This window comes from Rhodovulum sulfidophilum DSM 1374 (assembly GCF_001633165.1).
Lineage (GTDB): Bacteria > Pseudomonadota > Alphaproteobacteria > Rhodobacterales > Rhodobacteraceae > Rhodovulum > Rhodovulum sulfidophilum.
This window is the reverse complement of the sequence record NZ_CP015418.1, coordinates 328,247-348,831: the sequence shown is the minus strand read 5'-3', so window position 1 is coordinate 348,831 and position 20,585 is coordinate 328,247. Positions and strand designations below refer to the sequence as shown.

19 protein-coding genes are annotated in these 20,585 nt (G+C 67.9%); 12 read left to right on the top strand and 7 right to left on the bottom strand.

What is annotated here, in order from left to right; genetic code table 11:
* Window positions 1-72: 72 nt before the first annotated feature.
* Entirely contained in the window at window positions 73-759 is a 687-nt protein-coding gene (locus A6W98_RS01785) for a hypothetical protein (RefSeq protein ID WP_042457124.1), read from the bottom strand.
* A 233-nt stretch (window positions 760-992) separates the two neighbouring features.
* Here A6W98_RS01785 and pncA point away from each other — a divergent pair, with 233 nt between their 5' ends.
* Window positions 993-1,601, top strand: a complete 609-nt coding sequence (gene pncA, locus A6W98_RS01780) for a bifunctional nicotinamidase/pyrazinamidase (RefSeq protein ID WP_042457121.1) — start codon at window positions 993-995, stop codon at window positions 1,599-1,601.
* A 3-nt stretch (window positions 1,602-1,604) separates the two neighbouring features.
* Window positions 1,605-2,897, top strand: a complete 1,293-nt coding sequence (gene pncB, locus A6W98_RS01775; protein ID WP_042457118.1) for a nicotinate phosphoribosyltransferase — start codon at window positions 1,605-1,607, stop codon at window positions 2,895-2,897.
* A 136-nt stretch (window positions 2,898-3,033) separates the two neighbouring features.
* Here the strand turns inward: pncB and A6W98_RS01770 are convergent, their stop codons facing one another.
* The 3 genes from A6W98_RS01770 to A6W98_RS01760 all read right to left on the bottom strand — a co-directional run bounded on the left by A6W98_RS01770 (window position 3,034) and on the right by A6W98_RS01760 (window position 6,353).
* Window positions 3,034-4,020, bottom strand: a complete 987-nt coding sequence (locus tag A6W98_RS01770; RefSeq protein WP_042457115.1) for a phosphotransferase enzyme family protein — start codon at window positions 4,018-4,020, stop codon at window positions 3,034-3,036.
* Window positions 4,017-5,291 carry an aspartate aminotransferase family protein gene (locus A6W98_RS01765; protein WP_042457112.1) on the bottom strand — a complete coding sequence of 425 codons (1,275 nt, stop codon included), beginning with the start codon at window positions 5,289-5,291 and terminating at the stop codon, window positions 4,017-4,019. Before A6W98_RS01765 ends, A6W98_RS01770 begins: the two co-directional genes overlap by 4 nt.
* A 66-nt stretch (window positions 5,292-5,357) precedes the next feature.
* Window positions 5,358-6,353, bottom strand: coding sequence for an asparaginase (locus tag A6W98_RS01760; RefSeq protein ID WP_042457109.1), 996 nt, complete (start codon window positions 6,351-6,353; stop codon window positions 5,358-5,360).
* Between the two features lie 164 nt (window positions 6,354-6,517).
* Between A6W98_RS01760 and A6W98_RS01755 the strand changes: the two genes are divergently transcribed.
* A complete protein-coding gene (locus tag A6W98_RS01755; RefSeq protein ID WP_042457106.1) occupies window positions 6,518-7,051 on the top strand; it encodes an invasion associated locus B family protein in 534 nt (177 codons plus the stop codon).
* 60 nt (window positions 7,052-7,111) lie between these two features.
* Here the strand turns inward: A6W98_RS01755 and A6W98_RS01750 are convergent, their stop codons facing one another.
* Complete coding sequence (locus A6W98_RS01750) at window positions 7,112-8,098, bottom strand: hypothetical protein (protein ID WP_042457104.1); 987 nt, start codon at window positions 8,096-8,098, stop codon at window positions 7,112-7,114.
* A gap of 220 nt (window positions 8,099-8,318) precedes the next feature.
* Between A6W98_RS01750 and rlmN the strand changes: the two genes are divergently transcribed.
* Both rlmN and A6W98_RS01740 read left to right on the top strand, forming a co-directional pair.
* Window positions 8,319-9,542 (top strand): dual-specificity RNA methyltransferase RlmN, encoded by a 1,224-nt coding sequence (gene rlmN, locus A6W98_RS01745; protein ID WP_042457100.1) that lies wholly within the window; start codon window positions 8,319-8,321, stop codon window positions 9,540-9,542.
* A gap of 109 nt (window positions 9,543-9,651) precedes the next feature.
* On the top strand, window positions 9,652-10,572 hold the full coding sequence (locus A6W98_RS01740) for a DMT family transporter (RefSeq protein WP_042457098.1): 921 nt from the start codon (window positions 9,652-9,654) through the stop codon (window positions 10,570-10,572).
* On the opposite strand, the gene A6W98_RS01735 is transcribed toward A6W98_RS01740, so the two are convergent.
* Window positions 10,569-11,387 (bottom strand): LOG family protein, encoded by an 819-nt coding sequence (locus tag A6W98_RS01735; RefSeq protein WP_042457095.1) that lies wholly within the window; start codon window positions 11,385-11,387, stop codon window positions 10,569-10,571. The two genes, A6W98_RS01740 and A6W98_RS01735, sit on opposite strands and share 4 nt — an antisense overlap.
* A 91-nt stretch (window positions 11,388-11,478) precedes the next feature.
* Between A6W98_RS01735 and dapD the strand changes: the two genes are divergently transcribed.
* The 5 genes from dapD to A6W98_RS01710 all read left to right on the top strand — a co-directional run bounded on the left by dapD (window position 11,479) and on the right by A6W98_RS01710 (window position 17,780).
* A complete protein-coding gene (gene dapD, locus A6W98_RS01730) occupies window positions 11,479-12,306 on the top strand; it encodes a 2,3,4,5-tetrahydropyridine-2,6-dicarboxylate N-succinyltransferase (RefSeq protein WP_042457093.1) in 828 nt (275 codons plus the stop codon).
* Entirely contained in the window at window positions 12,299-12,643 is a 345-nt protein-coding gene (locus tag A6W98_RS01725; RefSeq protein WP_042457091.1) for a hypothetical protein, read from the top strand. Before dapD ends, A6W98_RS01725 begins: the two co-directional genes overlap by 8 nt.
* A 225-nt stretch (window positions 12,644-12,868) precedes the next feature.
* Window positions 12,869-14,017, top strand: coding sequence for a succinyl-diaminopimelate desuccinylase (gene dapE, locus A6W98_RS01720; RefSeq protein WP_042457090.1), 1,149 nt, complete (start codon window positions 12,869-12,871; stop codon window positions 14,015-14,017).
* A gap of 67 nt (window positions 14,018-14,084) precedes the next feature.
* Window positions 14,085-16,340 (top strand): ribonuclease R, encoded by a 2,256-nt coding sequence (gene rnr, locus A6W98_RS01715; RefSeq protein ID WP_042457088.1) that lies wholly within the window; start codon window positions 14,085-14,087, stop codon window positions 16,338-16,340.
* A gap of 105 nt (window positions 16,341-16,445) precedes the next feature.
* Complete coding sequence (locus tag A6W98_RS01710; RefSeq protein ID WP_042457086.1) at window positions 16,446-17,780, top strand: lytic murein transglycosylase; 1,335 nt, start codon at window positions 16,446-16,448, stop codon at window positions 17,778-17,780.
* A gap of 336 nt (window positions 17,781-18,116) precedes the next feature.
* On the opposite strand, the gene A6W98_RS01705 is transcribed toward A6W98_RS01710, so the two are convergent.
* Window positions 18,117-19,025, bottom strand: a complete 909-nt coding sequence (locus A6W98_RS01705; protein ID WP_042457083.1) for a LysR family transcriptional regulator — start codon at window positions 19,023-19,025, stop codon at window positions 18,117-18,119.
* Window positions 19,026-19,199: 174 nt separating this feature from the next.
* On the opposite strand from A6W98_RS01705, the gene A6W98_RS01700 reads away from it, so the two are divergent.
* Both A6W98_RS01700 and A6W98_RS01695 read left to right on the top strand, forming a co-directional pair.
* Window positions 19,200-19,565: a CidA/LrgA family protein gene (locus A6W98_RS01700; protein WP_196760232.1), complete on the top strand. Its 366-nt coding sequence runs from the start codon at window positions 19,200-19,202 to the stop codon at window positions 19,563-19,565.
* Entirely contained in the window at window positions 19,540-20,262 is a 723-nt protein-coding gene (locus A6W98_RS01695; protein ID WP_042457079.1) for an LrgB family protein, read from the top strand. The genes A6W98_RS01700 and A6W98_RS01695 overlap by 26 nt, the downstream gene beginning before the upstream one ends.
* Window positions 20,263-20,585: the final 323 nt, after the last annotated feature.

Below are 20,585 nucleotides of genomic sequence, written 5' to 3'. Positions count from 1 at the left end.
TAGCAACGGCGCGGGGAGCAGCGGCGGTTCGGGGGCGACCTCCCCGCCGGGCCGGTGGTCAGATGCCGGGGATCACGCCGTGGCCAGCGCCTCGAGCCGGGCATGGGCCGAGACGCTGCGGGCATCAAGCGTCACGTCATGCAGGAAGCGGCCCAGCGCGAGGCTGGTCACATGCATCCTGTCCTCGGTGAACTCCGCGTCGAACAGCGTGTCGCGGATCAGCTGGCGTTCCTCGTCGTCCAGCTCGAGGATCTGCGGTTCGGGCGTCGCGGTTTGCAGCGAGACCAGAGTGATCGGCGGGATGCGTGCCAGCGAGGACTGTTCGATCACCAGATGCAGGTCGCCGCTGCGAAGCCCGCGCCGCGCCGCGATCCGGGTCAGGATCTGGCGCCCGCGGGCCCGTGCGATGTCGGCGCCGCGTTCGGCCTCTTCCTCGGGCATCAGTCGGTGGCGGCGTTCGGCATTGTCGACCGACAGCACCCGCGATTCGACCAGGTAGACCACGAGGAACATGAAGGCGGGGAACTGCCCGATCGGCAGCGCCGCCTCGGGGAAGAGCAGCATCGCCACCGGAAACGGCGTCAGCGCGGCGCAATAGCGCAGGAACGAGATCTCGGTCGCCATGCGCCAGAAGATCGCGCGTCCGAACGAGCCCGGAGGCAACAGCCCCATGCCGTGCCCGATCAGCTGGCGCGGCACTTTCCGGATCCGCATGATGGCCCGGTTGGTCACGGTCGACGGCGTCACGAGATGAAGCATCGGCAGGACTCCGCAAGCTTGGTCACCCGGAAATATCTAACCGCCCGACAGCCTGCGTCCAGCCCGGCGACCGCAACCATCGACAGGCACGGTGCGGGCCTGCTACGCTCCGGGCGCGAGTGAGAGCCGCGGCCGGGACCGGCCGCAGGCAACGGGACTGTGGCAAGAGCAGGGCATTGACCTGACGGGATCAGCCCCTTAACCCCTGATCGACAGAGACCGGAGGAACGCTCATGCGACCCGCGAACGAAGCCCTGATCGTCGTCGACATCCAGAACGACTTCTGCACCGGCGGCGCGCTTGCCGTTGCTGGCGGTGAAGACATCATTCCGCGCGTCAACGCCCTTCTGGACGAGTTCCAGCTGCGGGTGTTCACCCAGGACTGGCACCCGGCCGGGCACAGTTCGTTTGCCGAGAGCCGAGAGGGCTGCAAGCCCTATGAGGTGGTCGAGATGCCCTATGGGTCGCAGATCCTGTGGCCGGTCCATTGCGTCCAGGACAGCGCAGGGGCGGCCTTCCATCCCGATCTCGATGTCTCGAAGGCCGATCACATCGTCCGGAAAGGCTCCAATCCGGAGGTCGACAGTTATTCGGCCTTCTTCGAGAACGATCACGAGACGCCGACCGGGCTCGACGACTACCTTGCCTCGAAGGGGATCGAGAAGATCACCCTGGTCGGGCTCGCCACCGATTTCTGCGTGCTCTACTCGGCGCTCGACGCCAATCATCTGGGCTATGCCGTGACCGTGCTGGAAGGTGCCTGCCGGGGGATCGACCTCAATGGCTCGCTCGAGGATGCGCGGACCACGATGCTGGATGCCAATATCGTTCTGGAGCCCTGACCGATGGCCGATATCGCGACCCGGGTCTACAATCACAAGTGGAAAATCGACCCGATCGTGCGGTCGCTGCTGGATACCGACTTCTACAAGCTTCTGATGTGCCAGTCGGTCTACCGGAACCATCCCGAGACCCAGGTCCGGTTCTCGCTGATCAACCGCACGACCGACATCCGGCTGGCCGAGCTGATCGACGAAGGCGAACTGCGTCAGCAGCTCGACCATATCCGCACGCTCAGGCTGACCCGCGGCGAGTCGACCTGGCTTCGGGGCAACACCTTCTACGGCAAGCGGCAGATGTTCCGCCCCGACTTCATGGAGTGGTTCGAACAGCTGCGGCTGCCGCCCTACACGCTGGAAAAGCGCAACGGCCAGTACGAGCTGACCTTCGAGGGACGCTGGCCCGATGTGATGATGTGGGAGATCCCGGCCCTGGCGGTGCTGATGGAGCTGCGCTCGCGCGCGGTGCTGGAGACGTTGGGCAAGTTCGAGCTGCAGGTTCTCTATGCCCGGGGCATGACCAAGCTCTGGGAAAAGATCGAACGGCTGCGCGGGCTCGACGGGCTGAAACTCGCCGATTTCGGCACCCGGCGGCGGCATTCCTTCCTGTGGCAGGACTGGTGCGTGCAGGCGATGATCGAGGGGCTGGGCGACCGCTTCACCGGCACCTCGAACTGCCTTATCGCGATGCGCCATGACATCGAGGCGATCGGTACCAACGCACATGAGCTGCCGATGGTGCAGGCGGCGCTGGCCGGAACCGATGCCGAGCTGGCCCGGGCGCCCTACAAGGTCCTGGCCGACTGGCACGAGGAGCATGACGGCAATCTGAGGATCATGCTGCCCGACACGTTCGGAACCCGCGGGTTCCTGGAGAATGCGCCCGACTGGCTGGCCGGCTGGACCGGTATCCGGATCGATTCCGGCGATCCGGCCGAGGGCGCCGAGACCGCCATCGCCTGGTGGAAGGCGCGCGGCGAGGACCCTTCGCAGAAGCTGATCATCTTTTCCGATGGGCTCGACGTCGACAAGATCGTCGAGCTGCATCACCGCTTTGCGGGCCGGGCCAAGATCAGTTTCGGCTGGGGCACGCTTCTGACCAACGATTTCCGCGGTCTCGTGCCCGGCGACGGGCTGGCGCCGTTCAGTCTGGTCTGCAAGGCGGTCAGCGCCAATGGGCAGCCGACCGTCAAGCTCAGCGACAACCCGAACAAGGCGATGGGCCCCGCCGCCGAGATCGAGCGCTACAAGCGGGTCTTCGCGGTCGGCGCCCAGGCGCCGATGGAGGTCGTGGTCTGACATCCCGGCGGCCCGCCCTTGGCATGCCTTGCGCCATGGGTATTTGAGCCAAGAAGAAGCAGAGATACGCGCCTCTTTCTTCTTGGTCCAAATACCCAAGACGCGCCATCGGCCGTAGGCGCGTCGTTTGGGCGGCTCACCCGATCCGGAACAGTGGACGGCCTTCCATCACCGCATGGGCGGTGCGCACGGCGCGGTTCAGATAGGCACGGATACGCGGGTCGTCTGAGGTGAGCCGGGGCATGGTCCAGCCCACCGAGGCCAGTGTGCGCAGCATGACGAAAACCGGCAGCATCGCCAGGTCGTCATCGTTCAGCCCGCGTTCGTCTGCATAGCCCTCGAGCAGGCCGGTGGCGATGGCATCGAGCTCGGGCTCTTCCAGATTGGGCACGAGCGCGGTGCCGAGGTCGTAGATCCGGAAGCCGAAGCCGCAATCGTCGAAATCGATCAGATGGGCGCGCGGCCCGTCGAAAAGCACATTCTCGCGCATCAGATCGGCGTGGATGAGCCCGCGATCCCCGCCTGCGGCGGCATAGGCCGACAGCCTTTCGCGGGCGAAGCGGCGGGCTTCCTGCAGCAGGATCGCCTCGGCGTCGCTGGCGGCGGGATGGTCCCAGAACCGGCCCCAGAACGGAGCCGGGCCGAGCAGGCCGTCAATGTCCCAATGCGGGCGGGAAAAGCCCTGCGGCAGGGTCAGCCGGTCGGTCGCCACATGCAGCTTTCCGATCGCATGTCCGAGCTCGGTGAAGCGGCGCAGCTGCTCGGCGGCGTCGCCGTCGAGCGGCCCGGCGCCGGAGGCCAGCGGCGTGCCCGCGATCCAGCTCAGGACCGAGGCGACGCGACCGTCGTCGAGATGGGCGAGCAGCGCGCCGTCGCGCGTGGGTTCGGGGCAGGGGACCGCCACCCCGGCCCCGGCCAGCGCCTGCATCCACCACAGTTCCGAGCGGATCGCATCGGCGCTCTGGTAGCCGCGCCGGTGCAGCCGCAGCACGCCGCGGCGTCCGTCGGAAAGGGCAATGGCGAAGACCGCGTTCTCGCGATGGGACAGAAGCCGGGGCGCGGTGCAGCCCTCCCAATGGGCGATGGCCTCCTCGGCCAGAGACAGGGTTTCGGCCTCGGTCATCGCGGCACCTCCGTTCGGGCCAGGACGCGGTCCAGGCTATCGAGTGCGAGATCGGCATGCTCGCGCGAAAACGGCATCGGCGGGCGGAACTTGAGCGTGTTCATGGCGCGCCCGATGCGGCCGGTCAGAATGCCCTCGGCGCGGAGCCCCTCGACCAGCCGGATGGCGAATTCGGTGGCGGGCGCACCGGTCTCGTCGACGAATTCGGCGCCGAAGAAAAGCCCCCTGCCACGGGTCTCGGCCAGCCAGGGATGGCGAAGCGCCCCGAGCCGTTCGAGCGCGTAGGCGCCGACCGCGCGGGCGTTTTCCATCAGCCCCTCCTCCTCGATCACCTCGAGGGTCGCCAGCGCTGCGGCCATCGAGACCGGGTTGCCGCCGAAGGTGTTGAAATAGCCGAAGGCGCCGCGGAAGGCGGCCATGATCTCGGGCCGGGTCACCGCGGCACCGACCGGGTGGCCATTGGCCATCGGCTTGCCGAGCGTCACCACATCGGGCGCGAAGCCCAGAACCTCGTGCCCCCAGAAGGCCGTGCCGAGCCGTCCGAAGCCCGGCTGCACCTCGTCGGCGAGGATGAGCCCGCCCGCCTTGCGCACCGCCTCGACAGTCGGGTCGAGAAAGCCCGGGGCGAGGGTCGGGAAGCCCTCATTGGCGAAGAACGGGCAAAGCATGAAGCCTGCGAAGCCGTGGCCCGCTTCTTCCAGCTCGGCGATGGCGCGGGCGACATTGGCGGCGAAGGCTTCGGGCTGGGCCTCGGCGCTGCCGCCAAGCGGGGCGAGGCTGTCGGGGGCGGGCACCAGCCGCACATGGGGCGGGTAGCCGCCGATCGGCGGGCGCCGTGTCGAGAGCGCGCTGACCGCGGCGGTATTGCCGTGATAGGTGTTGTCGGTCGCGATCAGCCCGGTCTTTCCGGTCGCGGCCTGGGCCATGCGAAGCGCGACGTCATTGGCCTCGGACCCGGTGCAGACCATCACCGCCTGGCTCAGATCGTGGCCGAGGGTCGCGGTCAGCCGCTCGACATAGTCGAGGATGGTCTCGTGCAGGTAGCGGGTATGGGTGTTCAGCCTTGCGGCCTGGGCGGCGATGGCCTCGACCACCTTCGGGTGGCAATGGCCGACATGGGGGACGTTGTTATAGGCGTCGAGATAGCGCCGTCCGGCGGTATCCCAGAGCCAGACGCCTTCGCCGCGGACGATATGGACGGGCTCGTCGTAGAAGGTCGGCACGTTCGGGCCCAGCAGTCGGGCGCGCCGTTCGATCAGGGGGTCGGTCATGAAAGGGCACCTCGGGCGTCTGCGCGCCAATCAGAGCCTAGTGCCGGGGCGCATGCAAGGCCCAGTTCAGGCGAAGTCCGGTGCCAGCCGCATCGCGCCGGTCTCGATCCCGCGCCAGTTGACGATCGGGCCGACCATCCGCTTGCGCGCGGCCGGGTGCTCCGGGTCGAGCGCGCCCAGATAGACCAGAAGCCCGGCAATGGCCGCCTCGGCCGCGCGGGTGGCGCCGTCCTCGATCTTGACCGCGACGCCGAGACCGCGCTCGGGCAGGAAGGCCACGAAGACGCCTTCGGCCCCGGTCTTGACCGCGACCCGTCCCTCTGTCGCCCGCATCAGCTCGGTACAGGCCCGGCCCTCGCCCGCGACCAGATCGGGATGGCGCCGCATCGCCTCGCTCAGCCGACCGGCGGCGCGGGCGCGGGCATCGCCCGCATCGGGACGCGCCGCGGCAAAGGCCGCCATCGCCCGGGCAAGCCCTGTCACCGTGGTGGCGAAATTCGGCGCCGAGCAGCCGTCGATGCCGAAGCCCGGGCTTGTCATCCCGGTAACCTCCTCGAAGGCCGCGCGCACCGCGCGTTGCACCGGGTGGTCGGGGTCGACGTAATCGGGCCCCGCGCCCAGGTGCCGGGCGAGGGTGAGAAAGCCCGCATGCTTGCCCGAGCAGTTGTTGTGCAGCTGGCAGGCGCTTTCGCCGTCGCGGATCATTCGCGCGCGCTCGTCGCGGTCGCGGGTCGGCTGCACGCCGCAAAGCAGATCGGCTTCGCGTCGGCCGGTTTCCGCCAGCCAGGCGGCGACCTTCGCGACATGCAGCGGCGCGCCCTGATGCGAGGCGCAGGCCAGCGCCAGCTGTTCGGAACCGAGCCCGGCGGCATCGGCCGCGCCGCTTTCGACCAGCGGCAGCGCCTGCACCATCTTGCAGGAGGATCGCGGCAGGATCACCGCCTCGGGATCGCCCCAGGCGGCAACGGTCCCGCTGCCGTCACAGATCGCCGCGTGGCCGCGATGGCGCGATTCCACCATCCCGCCGCGCAGCACCTCCACCATGCCGACGGCTCCGGTCATGCCCTGCTCCCCTTCAAGTCCGGTTGACTTTGTGCCATGAAGACTTTCACATCCGCGCGTGGCTAGGCTAGGCTGCGCATATCGAGTTCGGACCTGCCGCGCCACCGGAAACGCTTCCCCAAAAGGCGGGCCGAGAGGCAAAGACAGCTGGAGGCTGTAAGACGATGACATCCCTTTTCAGAGCGGCCATCGCGGGCGGCGCTTTGGCGTTGGCGGTGACAGCGGCGCATGCGCAGGAGGAATCGACCAACAACGTGGCGGTCAAGACCGACTGGAACGTGTTCGTCGAGACCGATCCCACCGAATGCTGGAGCGTGTCTCCGCCGAAGAAGACCGTCAACACCCGTGGCGGCCAGGTCGTGTCGGCCCGGCGCGGCGAGATCCTGCTGTTCGTGACCTTCCGTCCCGGCGACGGCATCAAGGGCGAGGTGTCGTTCTCGGGCGGCTATCCGTTCAAGTCCGGCTCGACCGTGGCGCTGACCGTGGGCGACAGCAATTTCGAGCTCTTCACCGAAGGCGAATGGGCCTGGCCTGCCTCGAAGGCGGATGACGCGAAGATCATCGAGGCGATGAAGCGCGGCGCCGAGGCCCAGGTGGTGGGGATGTCCTCGCGCGGGACCAAGACCACCGACACCTTCTCGCTTTACGGCTTCACCGCGGCGATGGACGAGGCCGCGCGCCGCTGCTCGGCCAACTGATCCGGCCGATGCGGAGAGACGGTCGCCAAGGCATCGCGCGGATGCCCTGGCGTTCGCGGTTCAGGCGCGACGGCGTATGAGGCCGAAGGCCGCGAGCCCGGACAGCACCAGCGGCAGCGTGGCCGGGACCGGCACCGGGGCCGGGACCGGCACCGGGGCCGGGTCGTTTTCCAGGACGTAGCGGTACAGGCGCGTATAGCCGTCGAATTGGCCCTCGACGGCATCCGGGTCGATCACCATCTCGACAAACATCTCGAGGCCGCCATCGGCCAGTTCGCGCAGGGCCAGCCCCTCGGTTTCGAACCGGATATCGCCCTCGAAGATCGGCAGCTGGAACAGCTCTTCGACATGGCCTGTCGCCAGATCGAGGCTGTAGACGGATTTCGTGCCGATATCGGTCGAAAGATACATCATCCCGTCCAGAACCTTCGCGCCCTGAACCCGCTTCAGCTCCTGATCCATCTGCAGCGTGCCGAGATAGCTCCAGTCGGTCGTGTCATAGACGTTGAGCGTATCGCCCAGCGTCCATTCCTTGCCGTAGCCCAGCCCGGTCTCGTGGTCGATCGCCGTCCAGCTGGCGACATCGTCGCGCCGGTTGGTCGGCGCGCCCATCATTTCGTGAAGCGCGCCCGTATAGGACAGGGTCGCGGCATCGAAAAGCGCCACATGGCCGTTCTGATAGTGGTCATCGGCGCTGTCGAGAGGCACGTGGACGATCCCGTCCCTGATCTCGAAATCGCCGATATGGTCGAAGCCCCGATCGGCCAGCGCCGCGGGAATGCCGCTGACGATCCGCCCGGTTTCAAGATCGAACCGGCCGCTGGCCTCGATGAACTGCCAGTCCTCGGTGAAACGGGCCAGACCGTATTGCCAGGAGGTGACCCATTCATTGGCCTCGGCATTCCAGGCGACGCCCTGCGTCATCTGAAGCCCGGTCTGGTTGTCGTCGAGGAAGGCGTAATCGGCATGGCTGGCCAGGGTCCAAGTCGCGGCATGAACCGAGCCGGCCGCCAGGATGCCGGCGGCGGTGGTGAACAGAAGACGCATTCGTCTCTCCAAACTGTGAATCCTGCCCCGAGTGAAGGGCGCCGCCCGCGTTTAGGGGAGGCGAATGACGGTTCGGTAACGTTTCTGTAATAAGTGCCGGCTTCGCTGCTGCGATGCGCGCACAGAGGCATGAGCGCGCTGTGTCCTTTCAAAAGCCGGGCCCTTTCAAAACAGGCGCGACTCTGGTAAGGGCTGCCACTTCCCGAACAGGAGTCCTCCGATGTCCGCGCCCATCGTCCAGGATGTGCTGCCGCTGCCCCGCAAGCTGCCGGAACCTGACCGCATCAATCTGGTCGGCCTGACCCGCCCGCGCCTGCGCGAGGCGCTGATCGCCGCCGGAACGCCGGAGGCCCAGGCCAAGATGCGGGTGAACCAGCTTTGGCAGTGGATCTACCAGAAGGGCGTGCGCGATTTCGACGCCATGACCAACTTGGCCAAGGATTACCGTGCGCTCCTGAAGGCGCATTTCGCCATCGAGGTGCCCGAGATCGTCACCCGCTCGGTCTCGGCCGACGGCACCCGCAAATACCTGGTGCGGATCGCGGGCGGCCATGAGGTCGAGGTGGTCTACATCCCCGAGGACGGGCGCGGCACGCTTTGCATCTCGTCGCAGGTGGGCTGTACCCTGACCTGCACCTTCTGCCATACCGGCACCCAGCGGCTGGTGCGCAACCTCACCGCGGCCGAGATCGTGGGCCAGGTCATGCTGGCGCGCGACGATCTGGGCGAATGGCCGAAACCCGGCCGCCATCCCAAGGACGAGACCCGTCTCATCTCGAACCTCGTGCTGATGGGCATGGGCGAGCCGCTTTACAATTTCGAGGCGGTGCGCGATGCGATGCTGATCGCGATGGATGGCGAGGGCATCTCGCTCTCGCGCCGCAGGATCACGCTGTCGACCTCGGGCGTTGTGCCGGAAATCGCCCGCACCGGGGCCGAGATCGGCTGCATGCTGGCGATCAGCCTGCACGCCACCACCGACGAGCTGCGCAACAAGATCGTGCCGATCAACCGCAAATACTCCCTCGCCCAGCTTTTCGAGGCGCTCCGGGCCTATCCCAAACTCTCGAATTCCGAGCGGATCACGTTTGAATACGTGATGCTGAAGGACGTGAATGACAGCGATGCCGATGCTCGTCGGCTGGTCCGGCTGATTGCGGGCATTCCGGCCAAGATCAACCTGATCCCGTTCAACGAATGGCCCGGTGCGCCCTATCAGCGGTCGGACTGGGACCGGATCGAGGCCTTTGCCGACATCGTCTACAAGGCGGGCTATGCCAGCCCGATCCGGACGCCGCGGGGCGAGGACATCATGGCCGCCTGCGGCCAGCTGAAATCGGCGACGGAACGTGCCCGCAAGAACCGGTTCCAGATCGCGGCCGAGGCCGGTCTGCCCGAGCCCGAACGCATCGTCCGCCGGCCCGACGCCCCCGACGTCCACTGACCTCCGGCCAGTGCGCGCGGCGGTCTCTGGCCGCCGGTTTGCGCAGCTTTCGGGTCGCCTGCCCTGACCTGTCGCGCCAATCTGCGCGAAAGCGGCAGGAGGGCATGACATGACATCCATCGCGGAGACGGCCGGGCGTCTGACCATGGGGCGGGCGGAATGGGCGATGCTTCTGGCGCTGTCGGTGCTGTGGGGCGGGTCGTTCCTTTTCGTCGGCATCGCCGTGGCCGAGCTGCCGACCCTGACGCTGGTATGGCTGCGGGTGGCGCTGGCGGCGCTGGTGCTATGGGCGGCGGTCGCGGCGACCGGGCGGCGGCTGCCGCGCACGCCGAGGGTCTGGGCGGCCTTCCTCGGCATGGGGCTTCTGAACAATGTCATCCCGTTCAGCCTGATCGTGGCCGGACAGCACAGCATCGCCTCGGGGCTGGCCTCGATCCTCAATGCCACCACGCCGCTTTTCACCGTGGTGGTGGCCGGGCTTCTGCTGGCCGACGAACGGCCGGGCCGGCTCCAGCTGGCCGGGGTCGCGGCGGGGCTGGCCGGTGTGGCGGTAATGATCGGTCCCGACGCGCTGGCCGGTCTGGGCTCGAATGCGCTGGCCCAGCTGGCGGTGCTGGGCGGCGCGCTGTCCTATGCCTGCGCGGCGGTGTTCGGGCGGCGGTTCCGGCATATGGGGGTCGATCCGCTGGTGACGGCGGCCGGGCAGGTCGGTGCCGCGACGCTGCTCCTGAGCCCGGCGATGCTGATCGCCGACCGGCCCTGGACGCTGCCGATGCCCGGTGCCGGCACCTGTGCTGCGGTGCTGGGGCTGGCAGTTCTGTCGACGGCGCTGGCCTATCTGCTTTATTTCCGCATCCTCGCCCGCGCCGGGGCCACCAGCCTGTCGCTTGTGACCTTCCTGATCCCGGTCTCGGCGATCCTGCTGGGCGGGCTGGTCCTGGACGAGCGGCTGGTCCCCACTGATTTCGCCGGCATGGCCTGCATCGCGCTGGGGCTCGCGGCGGTCGACGGCCGGCTGTTCCGGCGCTAGCTGGGCGGGGTCCAGGCCTCGATGATCCGGACCGCCTCTTCGGCGGTCTCCACGAAGGAAAACAGCTTCAGGTCCTCGGGGCTGATGGTTCCGGCCTCGGCCAGCGCCTTCCAGTTGATGACCGTCTCCCAGAAGTCGCGGCCGAACAGCAGGAACGGCACCGGGTCCATGCGGTGGGTCTGGATCAGCGTCAGCGCCTCGAACATCTCGTCCAGCGTGCCGAAGCCGCCGGGGAAGATCGCGATGGCCGAGGCCCGCAGCAGGAAATGCATCTTGCGCATCGCGAAATAGTGGAAGTTGAAGCATAGCTCGGGCGTCACATAGGCATTCGGCATCTGCTCATGCGGCAGCACGATGTTCAGCCCGATCGACACGCCGCCCGCATCGGCCGCGCCACGGTTTCCGGCCTCCATCACCCCGGGGCCGCCGCCGGTCGCGATGACATGGTCGAGCCGCTTGCCCCGTTGTCCTTTCAGCGTCATCAGCCGGGCGAATTCCCGGGCCTCGTCATAGTATTTCGACAGGTCCGCAAGGGTTTCGGTCGGGGCGGTGTGGCGCTGCGACGGTTCGGGGATGCGGGCGCCGCCGAACAGGACGATGGTGCTTTCGATCCCGTATTCGCGCATCAGGATATCGGGCTTCAGCAGCTCGAGCTGCACCCTGACCGGCCGCATCTCGTCCCGGCACAGAAAGTCCGGGTCGGCGAAGGCCAGCCGGTAGGAAGGCGAGGCGGTCTGCGATGTCTCGGGGGTCTCCCGCGCGCTTTCGATATCGCGGAAGGCGTCGCGGAGCGGGCGGCGGGCGTCGTCATGCATGGGGATCTCGCTTGGATTGCGCGTTGGGCGCCTAGGGTCTATAGCCTGACCGCCAAAGAGACCAGAAACCTTTTGACGGGAGGTTACGCCCATGTCCAACGCCCAGCTCGAAACGGCCATCGAGGCCGCCTGGGAGGCTCGCGACACGATCACGCCCGCCACCCGGGGCGAGACCCGCGACGCCATCGAGGCCACGCTGGAGGCGCTGGACAAGGGCGCGCTGCGCGTCGCCGAAAAGCGCGATGGCGGCGACTGGCATGTCAATCAATGGGCCAAGAAGGCGGTGCTTCTGGGCTTCCGGATCAAGGACATGGAGTGTCACGAGGGCGGTCCCCAGGACGGCGGCTGGTGGGACAAGGTCGACAGCAAGTTCAAGGGCTGGGGCCAGACCGACTGGCGCGCCGCAGGCTTTCGCGCGGTGCCGAACTGCGTGGTGCGCAAATCGGCCTATATCGCGCCGGGCGTGGTCTTGATGCCCTCCTTCGTCAATCTCGGCGCCTATGTCGACGAGGGCACGATGGTCGATACCTGGGCCACGGTCGGGTCCTGCGCCCAGATCGGCAAGGGCGTGCATCTCTCGGGCGGCGTCGGCATCGGCGGCGTGCTCGAACCGATGCAGGCCGGCCCGACCATCATCGAGGATAACTGCTTCATCGGCGCCCGCTCCGAGGTGGTCGAGGGCTGCATCGTGCGCGAGGGCTCGGTCCTCGGCATGGGCGTCTTCATCGGCAAGTCGACCAAGATCGTCGACCGCGAGACCGGCGAGGTCATGTATGGCGAGGTGCCGCCCTATTCGGTGGTGGTGGCGGGCTCGATGCCCTCGAAGGGCGGCGTCAGCCTCTATTGCGCGGTGATCGTGAAACGCGTCGACGCGCAAACCCGGTCCAAGACCGGCATCAACGAGCTTCTGCGTGACTGAGAAACCCAGCCGCCGCCAGCAGGTCTACACCCTGCTGGTCGAGGTCGGGCGCAAACCCGATGACGGCCTGCCCGAGGGCGCGACCGGGGCGGGGCTGATGTGCTACGCCTCGGGCATCGACGAGCCCGAAGCCGTGCGCGAGACCGTGGCCGTGCTGAAACAGGCAGGCCTCGCGCCGCTCGATGTGACCGGCTACGGCACCCTGGCCGAGCGCCGCGACCAGGGCCATGAGATCGGCCCCGAGGAAGAGGCGCTGATGGCCCGTGCGCTTGCCGAGAACGCGGTGATCGTGGCCCAGATGGAGCCCTTCTTCGGCGAAGGCACCGGAACCGCCTGATCGCGACCGCCTCCCTCCGGTCTGTTGGCAATCCGGTATGATCAGGGGGCCGGAACGGAGCTCGTCCCCCCCGCATGGCACAAGGGCTCTTCCCGCTTCTTCTTGGCCGAAATACCCCGGGGGGTCCGGGGCAGCGCCCCCGGCCCTGTCCTCTCTACCCCATGCCGCCTTGCAGCATGGCTGTCGCAAGGGTATCGCTCGGGGAACCGAAAGCCGGAGCCGCCGATGACCCAGCCCACCGATCCCGTCGCCCTCACCGCCGAGCTGATCCGCTGCCGTTCGGTCACCCCCACCGAAGGCGGCGCGCTGGTGCTTCTCGCCGAGCGGCTGGCGGCCGCCGGGTTCGATTGCCGCCGGGTCGACCGGAACGGCACCGCGAACCTCTTCGCCCGCTGGGGCGCGAAGGGCCACGAGAAGACCTTCGGTTTCAACGGTCATACCGATGTCGTGCCGGCGGGCGATACCGCCGCCTGGACAGCCGACCCGTTCGGCGCCGAGATCCGCGACGGCCAGCTCTGGGGCCGGGGGGCGACCGACATGAAATCCGGTGTCGCGGCCTTCGTCGCCGCCGCCATCGACCTCGTGACCGACACGCCCCCCGACGGTGCCGTCGTGCTGGCGCTGACCGGCGACGAGGAGGGCGACGCCACCGACGGCACCATCGCGCTGCTCGACTGGATGCAGACCGAGGGCGAACACATGGCCTGCTGCCTCGTCGGCGAGCCGACCTGCCGCGAGACCATGGGCGACATGATGAAGATCGGCCGCCGCGGCTCGATGACGGCCTATTTCACTGCGCGAGGGGTGCAGGGCCATGCCGCCTATCCGCAGCGCGCGCAGAACCCGGTCCCGGCGCTGGCGCGGCTGGTGCAGCGGCTCGACGCCTACAGCCTCGATCAGGGCACCCGGCATTTCGACCCTTCGACCCTGGCCGTGACCACCTTCGATACCGGCAATCCGGCGACCAATGTCATTCCGGGCCAGTGCCGCGCCACCGTCAATATCCGCTTCAACGAGGCGCACAGCTCGGACAGCCTCGCCGACTGGCTGGCCGCCGAGGCCGCCCGGGTGACCGAGGAAACCGGCATCGAGATCGGGATCGAGATCAAGGTGTCGGGCGAAAGCTTCGTCACGCCCCCGGGGCCGCTGTCGACGCTGGTGGCCGATGCGGTCGAGGCCGAGACCGGCCGGCGGCCCGAATTCTCGACCTCGGGCGGCACCTCGGATGCGCGCTTCGTCAAGGATCTTTGCCCGGTCGTCGAATTCGGGCTGGTGGGCAAGACCATGCATCAGGTCGACGAGCGGGTCGAAACCGTCCAGATCGAAGAGCTCAAGCGGATCTATGCGCGCATCCTCGGGGGCTATTTCGGCTGAACCGTTTCGGTGCGGGCGGCCGCGCTTTCGGGCTGACGGCGAAAGGGCTGCGTGATAGGTCTCGGCCATGACCCGCATCCCCGCCAAGACCGAGATCCTCGACTGGATCGCCGCCCATCCCGGCCAGACCTCCAAGCGCGACATCGCCAAGGCGTTCGGGCTGAAGGGCGCCGACCGCATCGACCTCAAGCGCCTGCTGAAAGAACTCGAGGACGAGGGCCATCTCGAAAAGCGCAAGCGCAGCTATCGCGATCCCGAAAGGCTGCCCCCGGTCACGGTGCTGCAGGTCCTCGCGCCCAATGCCGATGGCGATCTTTTTGCCCGCCCGCTCGAATGGCATGGCGAGGGCGCGGTGCCCAGGGTGCTGTACCTGCCCCGGCAAAGCGACGCGGCGCTGGGCGAGGGCGACCGGATCCTGGCCAAGCTGCAGGAGGTCCGGGCCGAGGATCACCAATACGAGGCGCGGCTGATCCGCAAGATCGGCTCGAACCCGAAACGCATCCTGGGCATTTTCCGCAAGGCCACCGAAGGCGGCCGGCTCGTGCCCATCGACAAGGGCGCCGACAGGGAATGGACGGTGGCGGCCAGCCTCACCCATGGCGCCAGGGACGGCGAGCTGGTCGAGGCCGAACTGGCGGGGCCGCGCGGCCGGATGGGCCTGCCGAAGGCCCGCATCGTCGAGCGGCTGGGCGATCCGACCGCGCCGAGGGCGGTCAGCCTGATCGCCATCCATCAGCATGGCATTCCCGACGACTTCCCCGACGAGGTGATCGCCGAGGCTGACCGCGCCAAGCCCGCCGGGCTGGGCACGCGCGAGGATCTGCGTGCGATGCCGCTGGTCACCATCGACCCCGCGGATGCGCGCGACCACGACGATGCGGTGCTGGCAATGCCCGATGACGACCCGGCCAACCCGGGCGGCCATATCCTCTGGGTCGCGATCGCCGATGTGGCCCATTACGTGACCCCGGGCTCGCGGCTCGACCGCGAGGCGCGGCGGCGGGGCAATTCCTCCTATTTTCCCGACCGCGTCGTGCCGATGCTGCCCGACCGGCTTTCGGGCGATCTGTGTTCGTTGCACGAGGGCGTGCCGCGCGCCTGCATGGCGGTCCGGATGAAGATCGACGCCTCGGGCCACAAGCTGTCGCACCGCTTCACCCGCGGGCTGATGCAATCGGCCGGGGCCTTCGCCTATGAGGAGGTGCAGGCGGCCGAGGAGGGCAAGCCCTCGGACCGCACCGCGCCGCTGCTCGACGAGGTGATCCACCCGCTTTACGCCGCCTATCGCGCGCTGATCCGCGCCCGCGAGGCGCGCCAGCCGCTCGATCTCGACCTGCCCGAGCGCCGGATCGAGCTGTCCGACGAGGGCAAGGTGGCCTCGGTCAAGTTCCGCGACCGGCTGGATGCGCACCGGCTGATCGAGGAATTCATGGTGCTGGCCAATGTCGCCGCCGCCGAGGAGCTGTCTCGGCTGCAACGCCCGCTGCTGTTCCGGGTCCATGAAGAGCCGAGCCCCGAAAAGCTTGACGCGCTGCGCGAGGTGGCGGGCGCCTCGGGCTTCACGCTGGCCAAGGGGCAGGTGCTGCATACGCGCCAGCTGAACGACCTGCTCGATCAGGCGATGGGGACCGAGTTTTCAGAACTTATCAACCTCTCGACCCTGCGCTCGATGACCCAGGCCTATTACTTCCCCGAGAATTTCGGCCATTTCGGTCTGGCGCTGAAATCCTATGCCCATTTCACCTCGCCGATCCGGCGCTATGCCGACCTGATCGTGCACCGGGCGCTGATCTCGGCCCATGGCTGGGGCAGGGACGGGCTCAGCCCCGAGGATGTCGACGAGCTCGAGGCCACCGCCAAGCATATCAGCGAGACCGAGCGCCGCTCGATGGCGGCCGAGCGCGACACCACCGACCGCTACCTTGCCGCCTATCTGTCGGATCGGGTGGGCAATGAATTCGGCGGCCGGATCTCGGGCATCGCGCGGTTCGGCGTCTTCGTCTCGCTTGACGAGACCGGGGCCGACGGGCTCATTCCGATCCGCGAGCTTGGCAACGAATATTTCCACCACGACCGCGATGCCCAGACCCTGATGGGGTCCAATAGCGGGCTGGTGATCGGCATCGGCCAGCGGGTGACGGTGCGGCTGGCCGAGGCGGTGCCGGTGACCGGCGGGCTGACCTTCGAGCTGCTGTCGATCGAGGATCGGGCGCTGCCGCGCGGGGCCGCGCGCGGCCGGGGCAAGCCGGTGCGGCGCAAGGTGGTGCGGGCCAAGGCGAAATCGGACAAGGTCAAGCGCAAGGTCAAGCGGACCCGGCGCTGACCGGCACCTGCGATCGGCGGGACGGAAACGGCCGCCGAAACCCCGCTTTGCGGTTGCGCGGACCTGCGCTACACTGACTCAAAGCCTGACAAAAGGTGCGAGCAGATGACCCGATACAGATCCTTGGCCCCTGGCCTCGGGGTTGCCCTTGGGGCTGCCCTCGGCCTGGGCGGACCCGCAGACGCGATGCTGGAGCGCGTGCCGCGCCCCTTGCCCCGTCCGGACACGCTGGAAATGCGCCAGAGCCCCCGACCCGAGATCCGGTCCGCCGTTGTCGCCGCGCTGGCCCGGGCGGGCGCGCCCGATACCGTCGCCGACGAGGCGCGGGGCTTTCCGGGCTGGATCGCGGGCTTTCGCGGCCGGGCGCTTACGCAGGGCATCGCGCCGGGCGTCTTCGACCGGGCCTTCGAGGGCGCGCGCTTCCAGGCCGACGTGATCCGGCGCGACCGCAACCAGTCGGAATTCGTCACGCCGATCTGGGACTATCTCGACAATGCGGTCTCCGAGGCCCGGGTCCGGGACGGCCGCGCGGCGCTGACGCGATATGGTGCGGTGCTGGAACGGATCGAGGCGCGCTACGGCGTCGACAAGGAGATCGTCGCCGCGATCTGGGGCATGGAGACCTCCTATGGCAGCTATCGCGGCTCGGCGCCGATCATCTCGTCGCTGGCGACGCTGGCCTATGATGGGCGCCGCGCCTCGTTCTTCGAGGCCCAGCTGGTGGCGGCGCTGAAGATCATCCAGTCGGGCGATACCGATGCCCGGCACATGACCGGAAGCTGGGCCGGGGCGATGGGCCATACCCAGTTCATGCCGACCTCCTATCTCGAACATGCGGTCGATTTCACGGGTGACGGACGGCGCGACATCTGGTCGGAGGATCCGACCGATGCGCTGGCCTCGACCGCCGCCTATCTGGCGCATTTCGGCTGGACCAGGGGGCAGCCCTGGGGCGTCGAGGTGCAGCTGCCGCGGGGCTTCGATCACCGTCTGGCCGACCGCTCGGTCAAGCGGATGCCCTCGGACTGGGCACGTCTCGGGGTGCGCGACATGAATGGCCGGGCGGTCCGCGATTACGGCCGCGCGGCGATCCTGCAGCCCGCGGGCGCGCGTGGCGCGGCCTTCATGATCTTCGACAATTTCCGCGTGATCGAGCGCTACAACCCGGCCGATGCCTATGTGATCGGGGTCGGGCATCTGGCCGACCGGCTGAAGGGCGGCGGCCCGATCCGGGGCTCCTGGCCGCGCGACGACCGGGCGCTGGCCTCGGCCGAGCGCAAGGAGCTGCAGGAGCGCCTGACCCGTGCCGGGTTCGATACCGGGGGCGTCGACGGCCGGATCGGTCCGAACACGGTCTCGGCGCTGCGGGCTTATCAGAGCGCGGTCGGGATGATCCCCGACGGTTATGCAAGCATGGCGGTGCTGCGGCGGCTGAGATAGCCAAGGCGGGGGCGCCGCTGCGGTGGATGTTGTCCCTGACCTTGTCGGAGCGGCCGGTTGCCTGCGCCTGATACGCGGCGGCGGCATTAATCTGCGCGAGCGTGGTGACGTCCTGGGGCACAGCGACATCTGTCGCGCCGATCCGGGCGACCGAGGTCGAGACTTGCGGAGCTTGCTTCTGCTTCTTGACTTGGCGCGACGCGGAGGAGCGAAGTTCGGGCCTGACCTTCTTAAAGCCAAGTGTAAGACGTTTTCTCGTGAGGCAGGGGAGGCCACTGGCGGAGGACCGTCGGCCCATCCGGTCGCCACTGCCCGGAAGAGATTTCCGGTCTCGGCCTAGTCCGGCCCCCGGTCGGTGGCGGTCTGGGCGGGATCGCCCGCGGCGATGTCCAGCCAGGCGCGGGCGGCCTGGGGCAGGTAGGCGCCGCGTCGCCAGAGCGTGGCCATCGCCCAGTCGGTTTCGGGTTCGTCCAGCGGCATCTGCGCGACCGGCACATGCACCCGCGCCCGGGCGATCAGCCGGGGCAGGAAGGCCACGCCCAGCCCCGCCGCGGCCAGCCGGATGATGAAGTCGATCTGGCTTGACCGGGCCGTGACCTCGGGCTCGAAGCCATGCCGGGCGCAGGCGGCGCGGATGATCCGGTTGAGCGCGAAACCGCTGTCGAACAGGATGAACGGCATGGTGCGAAGGTCGGCCAGGGTGAGCGGCCCCGGCACCTGCGCCAGCGGCGCGTCGGTCGCCATCAGCGCGACCAGCGGATCGCGACGCATCGCCAGCCAGTCGAATTCCTCCGAGACCGGCAGCAGCGAGGCGGCGAGGTCGATCTCGCTGGCCCGGAGCAGCTCTTCCAGCCGGTCGCTGCCATGTTCCACCAGCTTGATGTCGACGCCGGGATAACGCTGCCTGTAAAGCGTGAAGACCGGCGCGAAAAGCTCGCTCGACCCGATCGGCGGCAGCCCGATCCGCAACAGCCCCCGTTTCAGCCCGGCCAGCTCCTGCAATTCGGTCTTCAGCGTCTCGCGGCCGGCCAGCAGGGTCTGGGCGCGCTGGAACACGATCTCGCCCGCCGCGGTGAGGGCGATCCCCGCCGGGCCACGGATCAGAAGCGGCATGCCGATCTCGTCCTCGAGCTGGCGCACCGCCTTGCTGATCGTCGACTGGGTGGCATGCACGCGCCCGGCCGCGGCCGAGAATCCCCCGGCACGGACCACCTCGACAAAGACCCTGAGTGTCCTGAATTCCATCGCTATTCAATTATCGACTGAATGGCATTCAAACAAGTCATTTGAAGAATGCCCCGGCTTGCCCACATGAAGCAGTAGCGGAGATGACCCGCTGGCAAACCCCCTGGAGGATTTATCGTGACGACGCGCCTTCTTGCGAGACGGCTTCGTGTTGCCGTGAGGCGGAGCCTGACGGTGCAGATCGGAATTCTGGTCGGCTTCTGGCTGGCCGGAGAGGCGGCGGTACGGCTGAGCGGGCTGTCGCTTCCGGGCGGGCTGGTCGGGATGGCCGCGGCCTTGGCGCTGCTTGGGTCGGGGCTTTTGCGCGCGGGCACGCTTCGGCGGGGCGCGAACTGGTTTCTGGCCGAGATGCTGCTGTTTTTCGTGCCGGCGGTTCTGGCGGTGCTGAACCACCGCGAGTTCCTCGGGCTGCTGGGGCTTCAGATCCTGCTGATCATCGTGTTGGGGACGCTGGCGGTCATGGCGGTGACAGCGCTGACGGTCGAGCTTTGCTGCCGCTGGAGGATCGGGGGCGATGGACAGCCTTCTGCACTGGACTGAGCCCTTCTGGCCGGTTTTCGGCTGGTCGCTGCTGACTGTCGGCTTCTATCTTCTGGCCAAGCGGGTCTACCGGCGCTGGCCGCGCTGGTGGCTGATGCCGCTGGCGCTGGCGCCCGCGCTGCTGACGATCACGGTGCTGGCGCTGCATGAAACCTATCGCGATTATATCCGCGGCGCGGGCTGGCTGATGCTGATGCTGGGCCCGGCGACCGTGGCCTTTGCCGTGCCGATCTATGAACAGCGCGCCATGATCCGACGGTATTGGCCGGTTCTGCTGATCGGGATGGTGACGGGAAGCGCGACGGCGATCGCGGTGAGCTGGGGTCTGGCCGGCCTGTTCGGGCTTGACCGGAGCCTGCAGCTGAGCCTTTTGCCGCGCTCGATCAGCACGCCCTTCGCGATGGAAGTGTCGGCCGATATCGGCGGGCTGCCCGACCTGACGGCGGTTTTCGTGGTGGTGACCGGGGTTCTGGGCGCGGCGCTGGGCGATCTGGTGCTGGCCTGGCTGCCGGTGCGCTCGGCGCTGGCGCGGGGCGCGCTGCTGGGTGTCGCCGCGCATGGGGCGGGCACCGCCCGCGCTCATCAGATCGGCCGGGCCGAAGGCTCGGTGGCGGGGCTGGTGATGGTCCTGGTGGGGCTGCTGAATGTCTGCCTGGCGCCGCTTGTGGTCTCGGCGGTCCGGGTCGTCTCGGGCTGAAATGCAGGCTGCGCGCAGCTGTTTTGTCATCGATATTGTTCGTGTGGCAAATTAAATTTCGGAAAATCCGGGGTCGCAGGCCCGCGTCGGGTTGGTTTCGTCGTCCCGGTACGGCTTTCCCCGAAAGCTGGCAGGCTGTTCAGGCGGGAATGACGGCGCCCTGTCGGTCGAATGATGGATCGAAAAGGCTGGTGAAGATGCCAAAATGCACAAGAAACACGCTGTTAGCATATTTCATGTGCGGATCTGCGAGCGGGAGGCCGGTTTCGAGCCGGCTTTGGCTTTGCATCGCGGCAGATACTTGATCTGACGAAGTATCCCTA

Coding starts and splice junctions, on each gene's coding strand:
- A6W98_RS01705 (WP_042457083.1), bottom strand. CDS start 19,025: ATGGAATTCAGGACACTCAGGGTCTTTGTCGAGGTGGTCCGTGCCGGG.
- A6W98_RS01710 (WP_042457086.1), top strand. CDS start 16,446: ATGACCCGATACAGATCCTTGGCCCCTGGCCTCGGGGTTGCCCTTGGG.
- pncB (WP_042457118.1), top strand. CDS start 1,605: ATGGCCGATATCGCGACCCGGGTCTACAATCACAAGTGGAAAATCGAC.
- A6W98_RS01755 (WP_042457106.1), top strand. CDS start 6,518: ATGACATCCCTTTTCAGAGCGGCCATCGCGGGCGGCGCTTTGGCGTTG.
- dapE (WP_042457090.1), top strand. CDS start 12,869: ATGACCCAGCCCACCGATCCCGTCGCCCTCACCGCCGAGCTGATCCGC.
- pncA (WP_042457121.1), top strand. CDS start 993: ATGCGACCCGCGAACGAAGCCCTGATCGTCGTCGACATCCAGAACGAC.
- A6W98_RS01765 (WP_042457112.1), bottom strand. CDS start 5,291: ATGACCGACCCCCTGATCGAACGGCGCGCCCGACTGCTGGGCCCGAAC.
- rnr (WP_042457088.1), top strand. CDS start 14,085: ATGACCCGCATCCCCGCCAAGACCGAGATCCTCGACTGGATCGCCGCC.
- A6W98_RS01750 (WP_042457104.1), bottom strand. CDS start 8,098: ATGCGTCTTCTGTTCACCACCGCCGCCGGCATCCTGGCGGCCGGCTCG.
- A6W98_RS01735 (WP_042457095.1), bottom strand. CDS start 11,387: ATGCATGACGACGCCCGCCGCCCGCTCCGCGACGCCTTCCGCGATATC.
- A6W98_RS01770 (WP_042457115.1), bottom strand. CDS start 4,020: ATGACCGAGGCCGAAACCCTGTCTCTGGCCGAGGAGGCCATCGCCCAT.
- rlmN (WP_042457100.1), top strand. CDS start 8,319: ATGTCCGCGCCCATCGTCCAGGATGTGCTGCCGCTGCCCCGCAAGCTG.
- A6W98_RS01740 (WP_042457098.1), top strand. CDS start 9,652: ATGACATCCATCGCGGAGACGGCCGGGCGTCTGACCATGGGGCGGGCG.
- A6W98_RS01760 (WP_042457109.1), bottom strand. CDS start 6,353: ATGACCGGAGCCGTCGGCATGGTGGAGGTGCTGCGCGGCGGGATGGTG.
- A6W98_RS01695 (WP_042457079.1), top strand. CDS start 19,540: ATGGACAGCCTTCTGCACTGGACTGAGCCCTTCTGGCCGGTTTTCGGC.
- A6W98_RS01785 (WP_042457124.1), bottom strand. CDS start 759: ATGCTTCATCTCGTGACGCCGTCGACCGTGACCAACCGGGCCATCATG.
- dapD (WP_042457093.1), top strand. CDS start 11,479: ATGTCCAACGCCCAGCTCGAAACGGCCATCGAGGCCGCCTGGGAGGCT.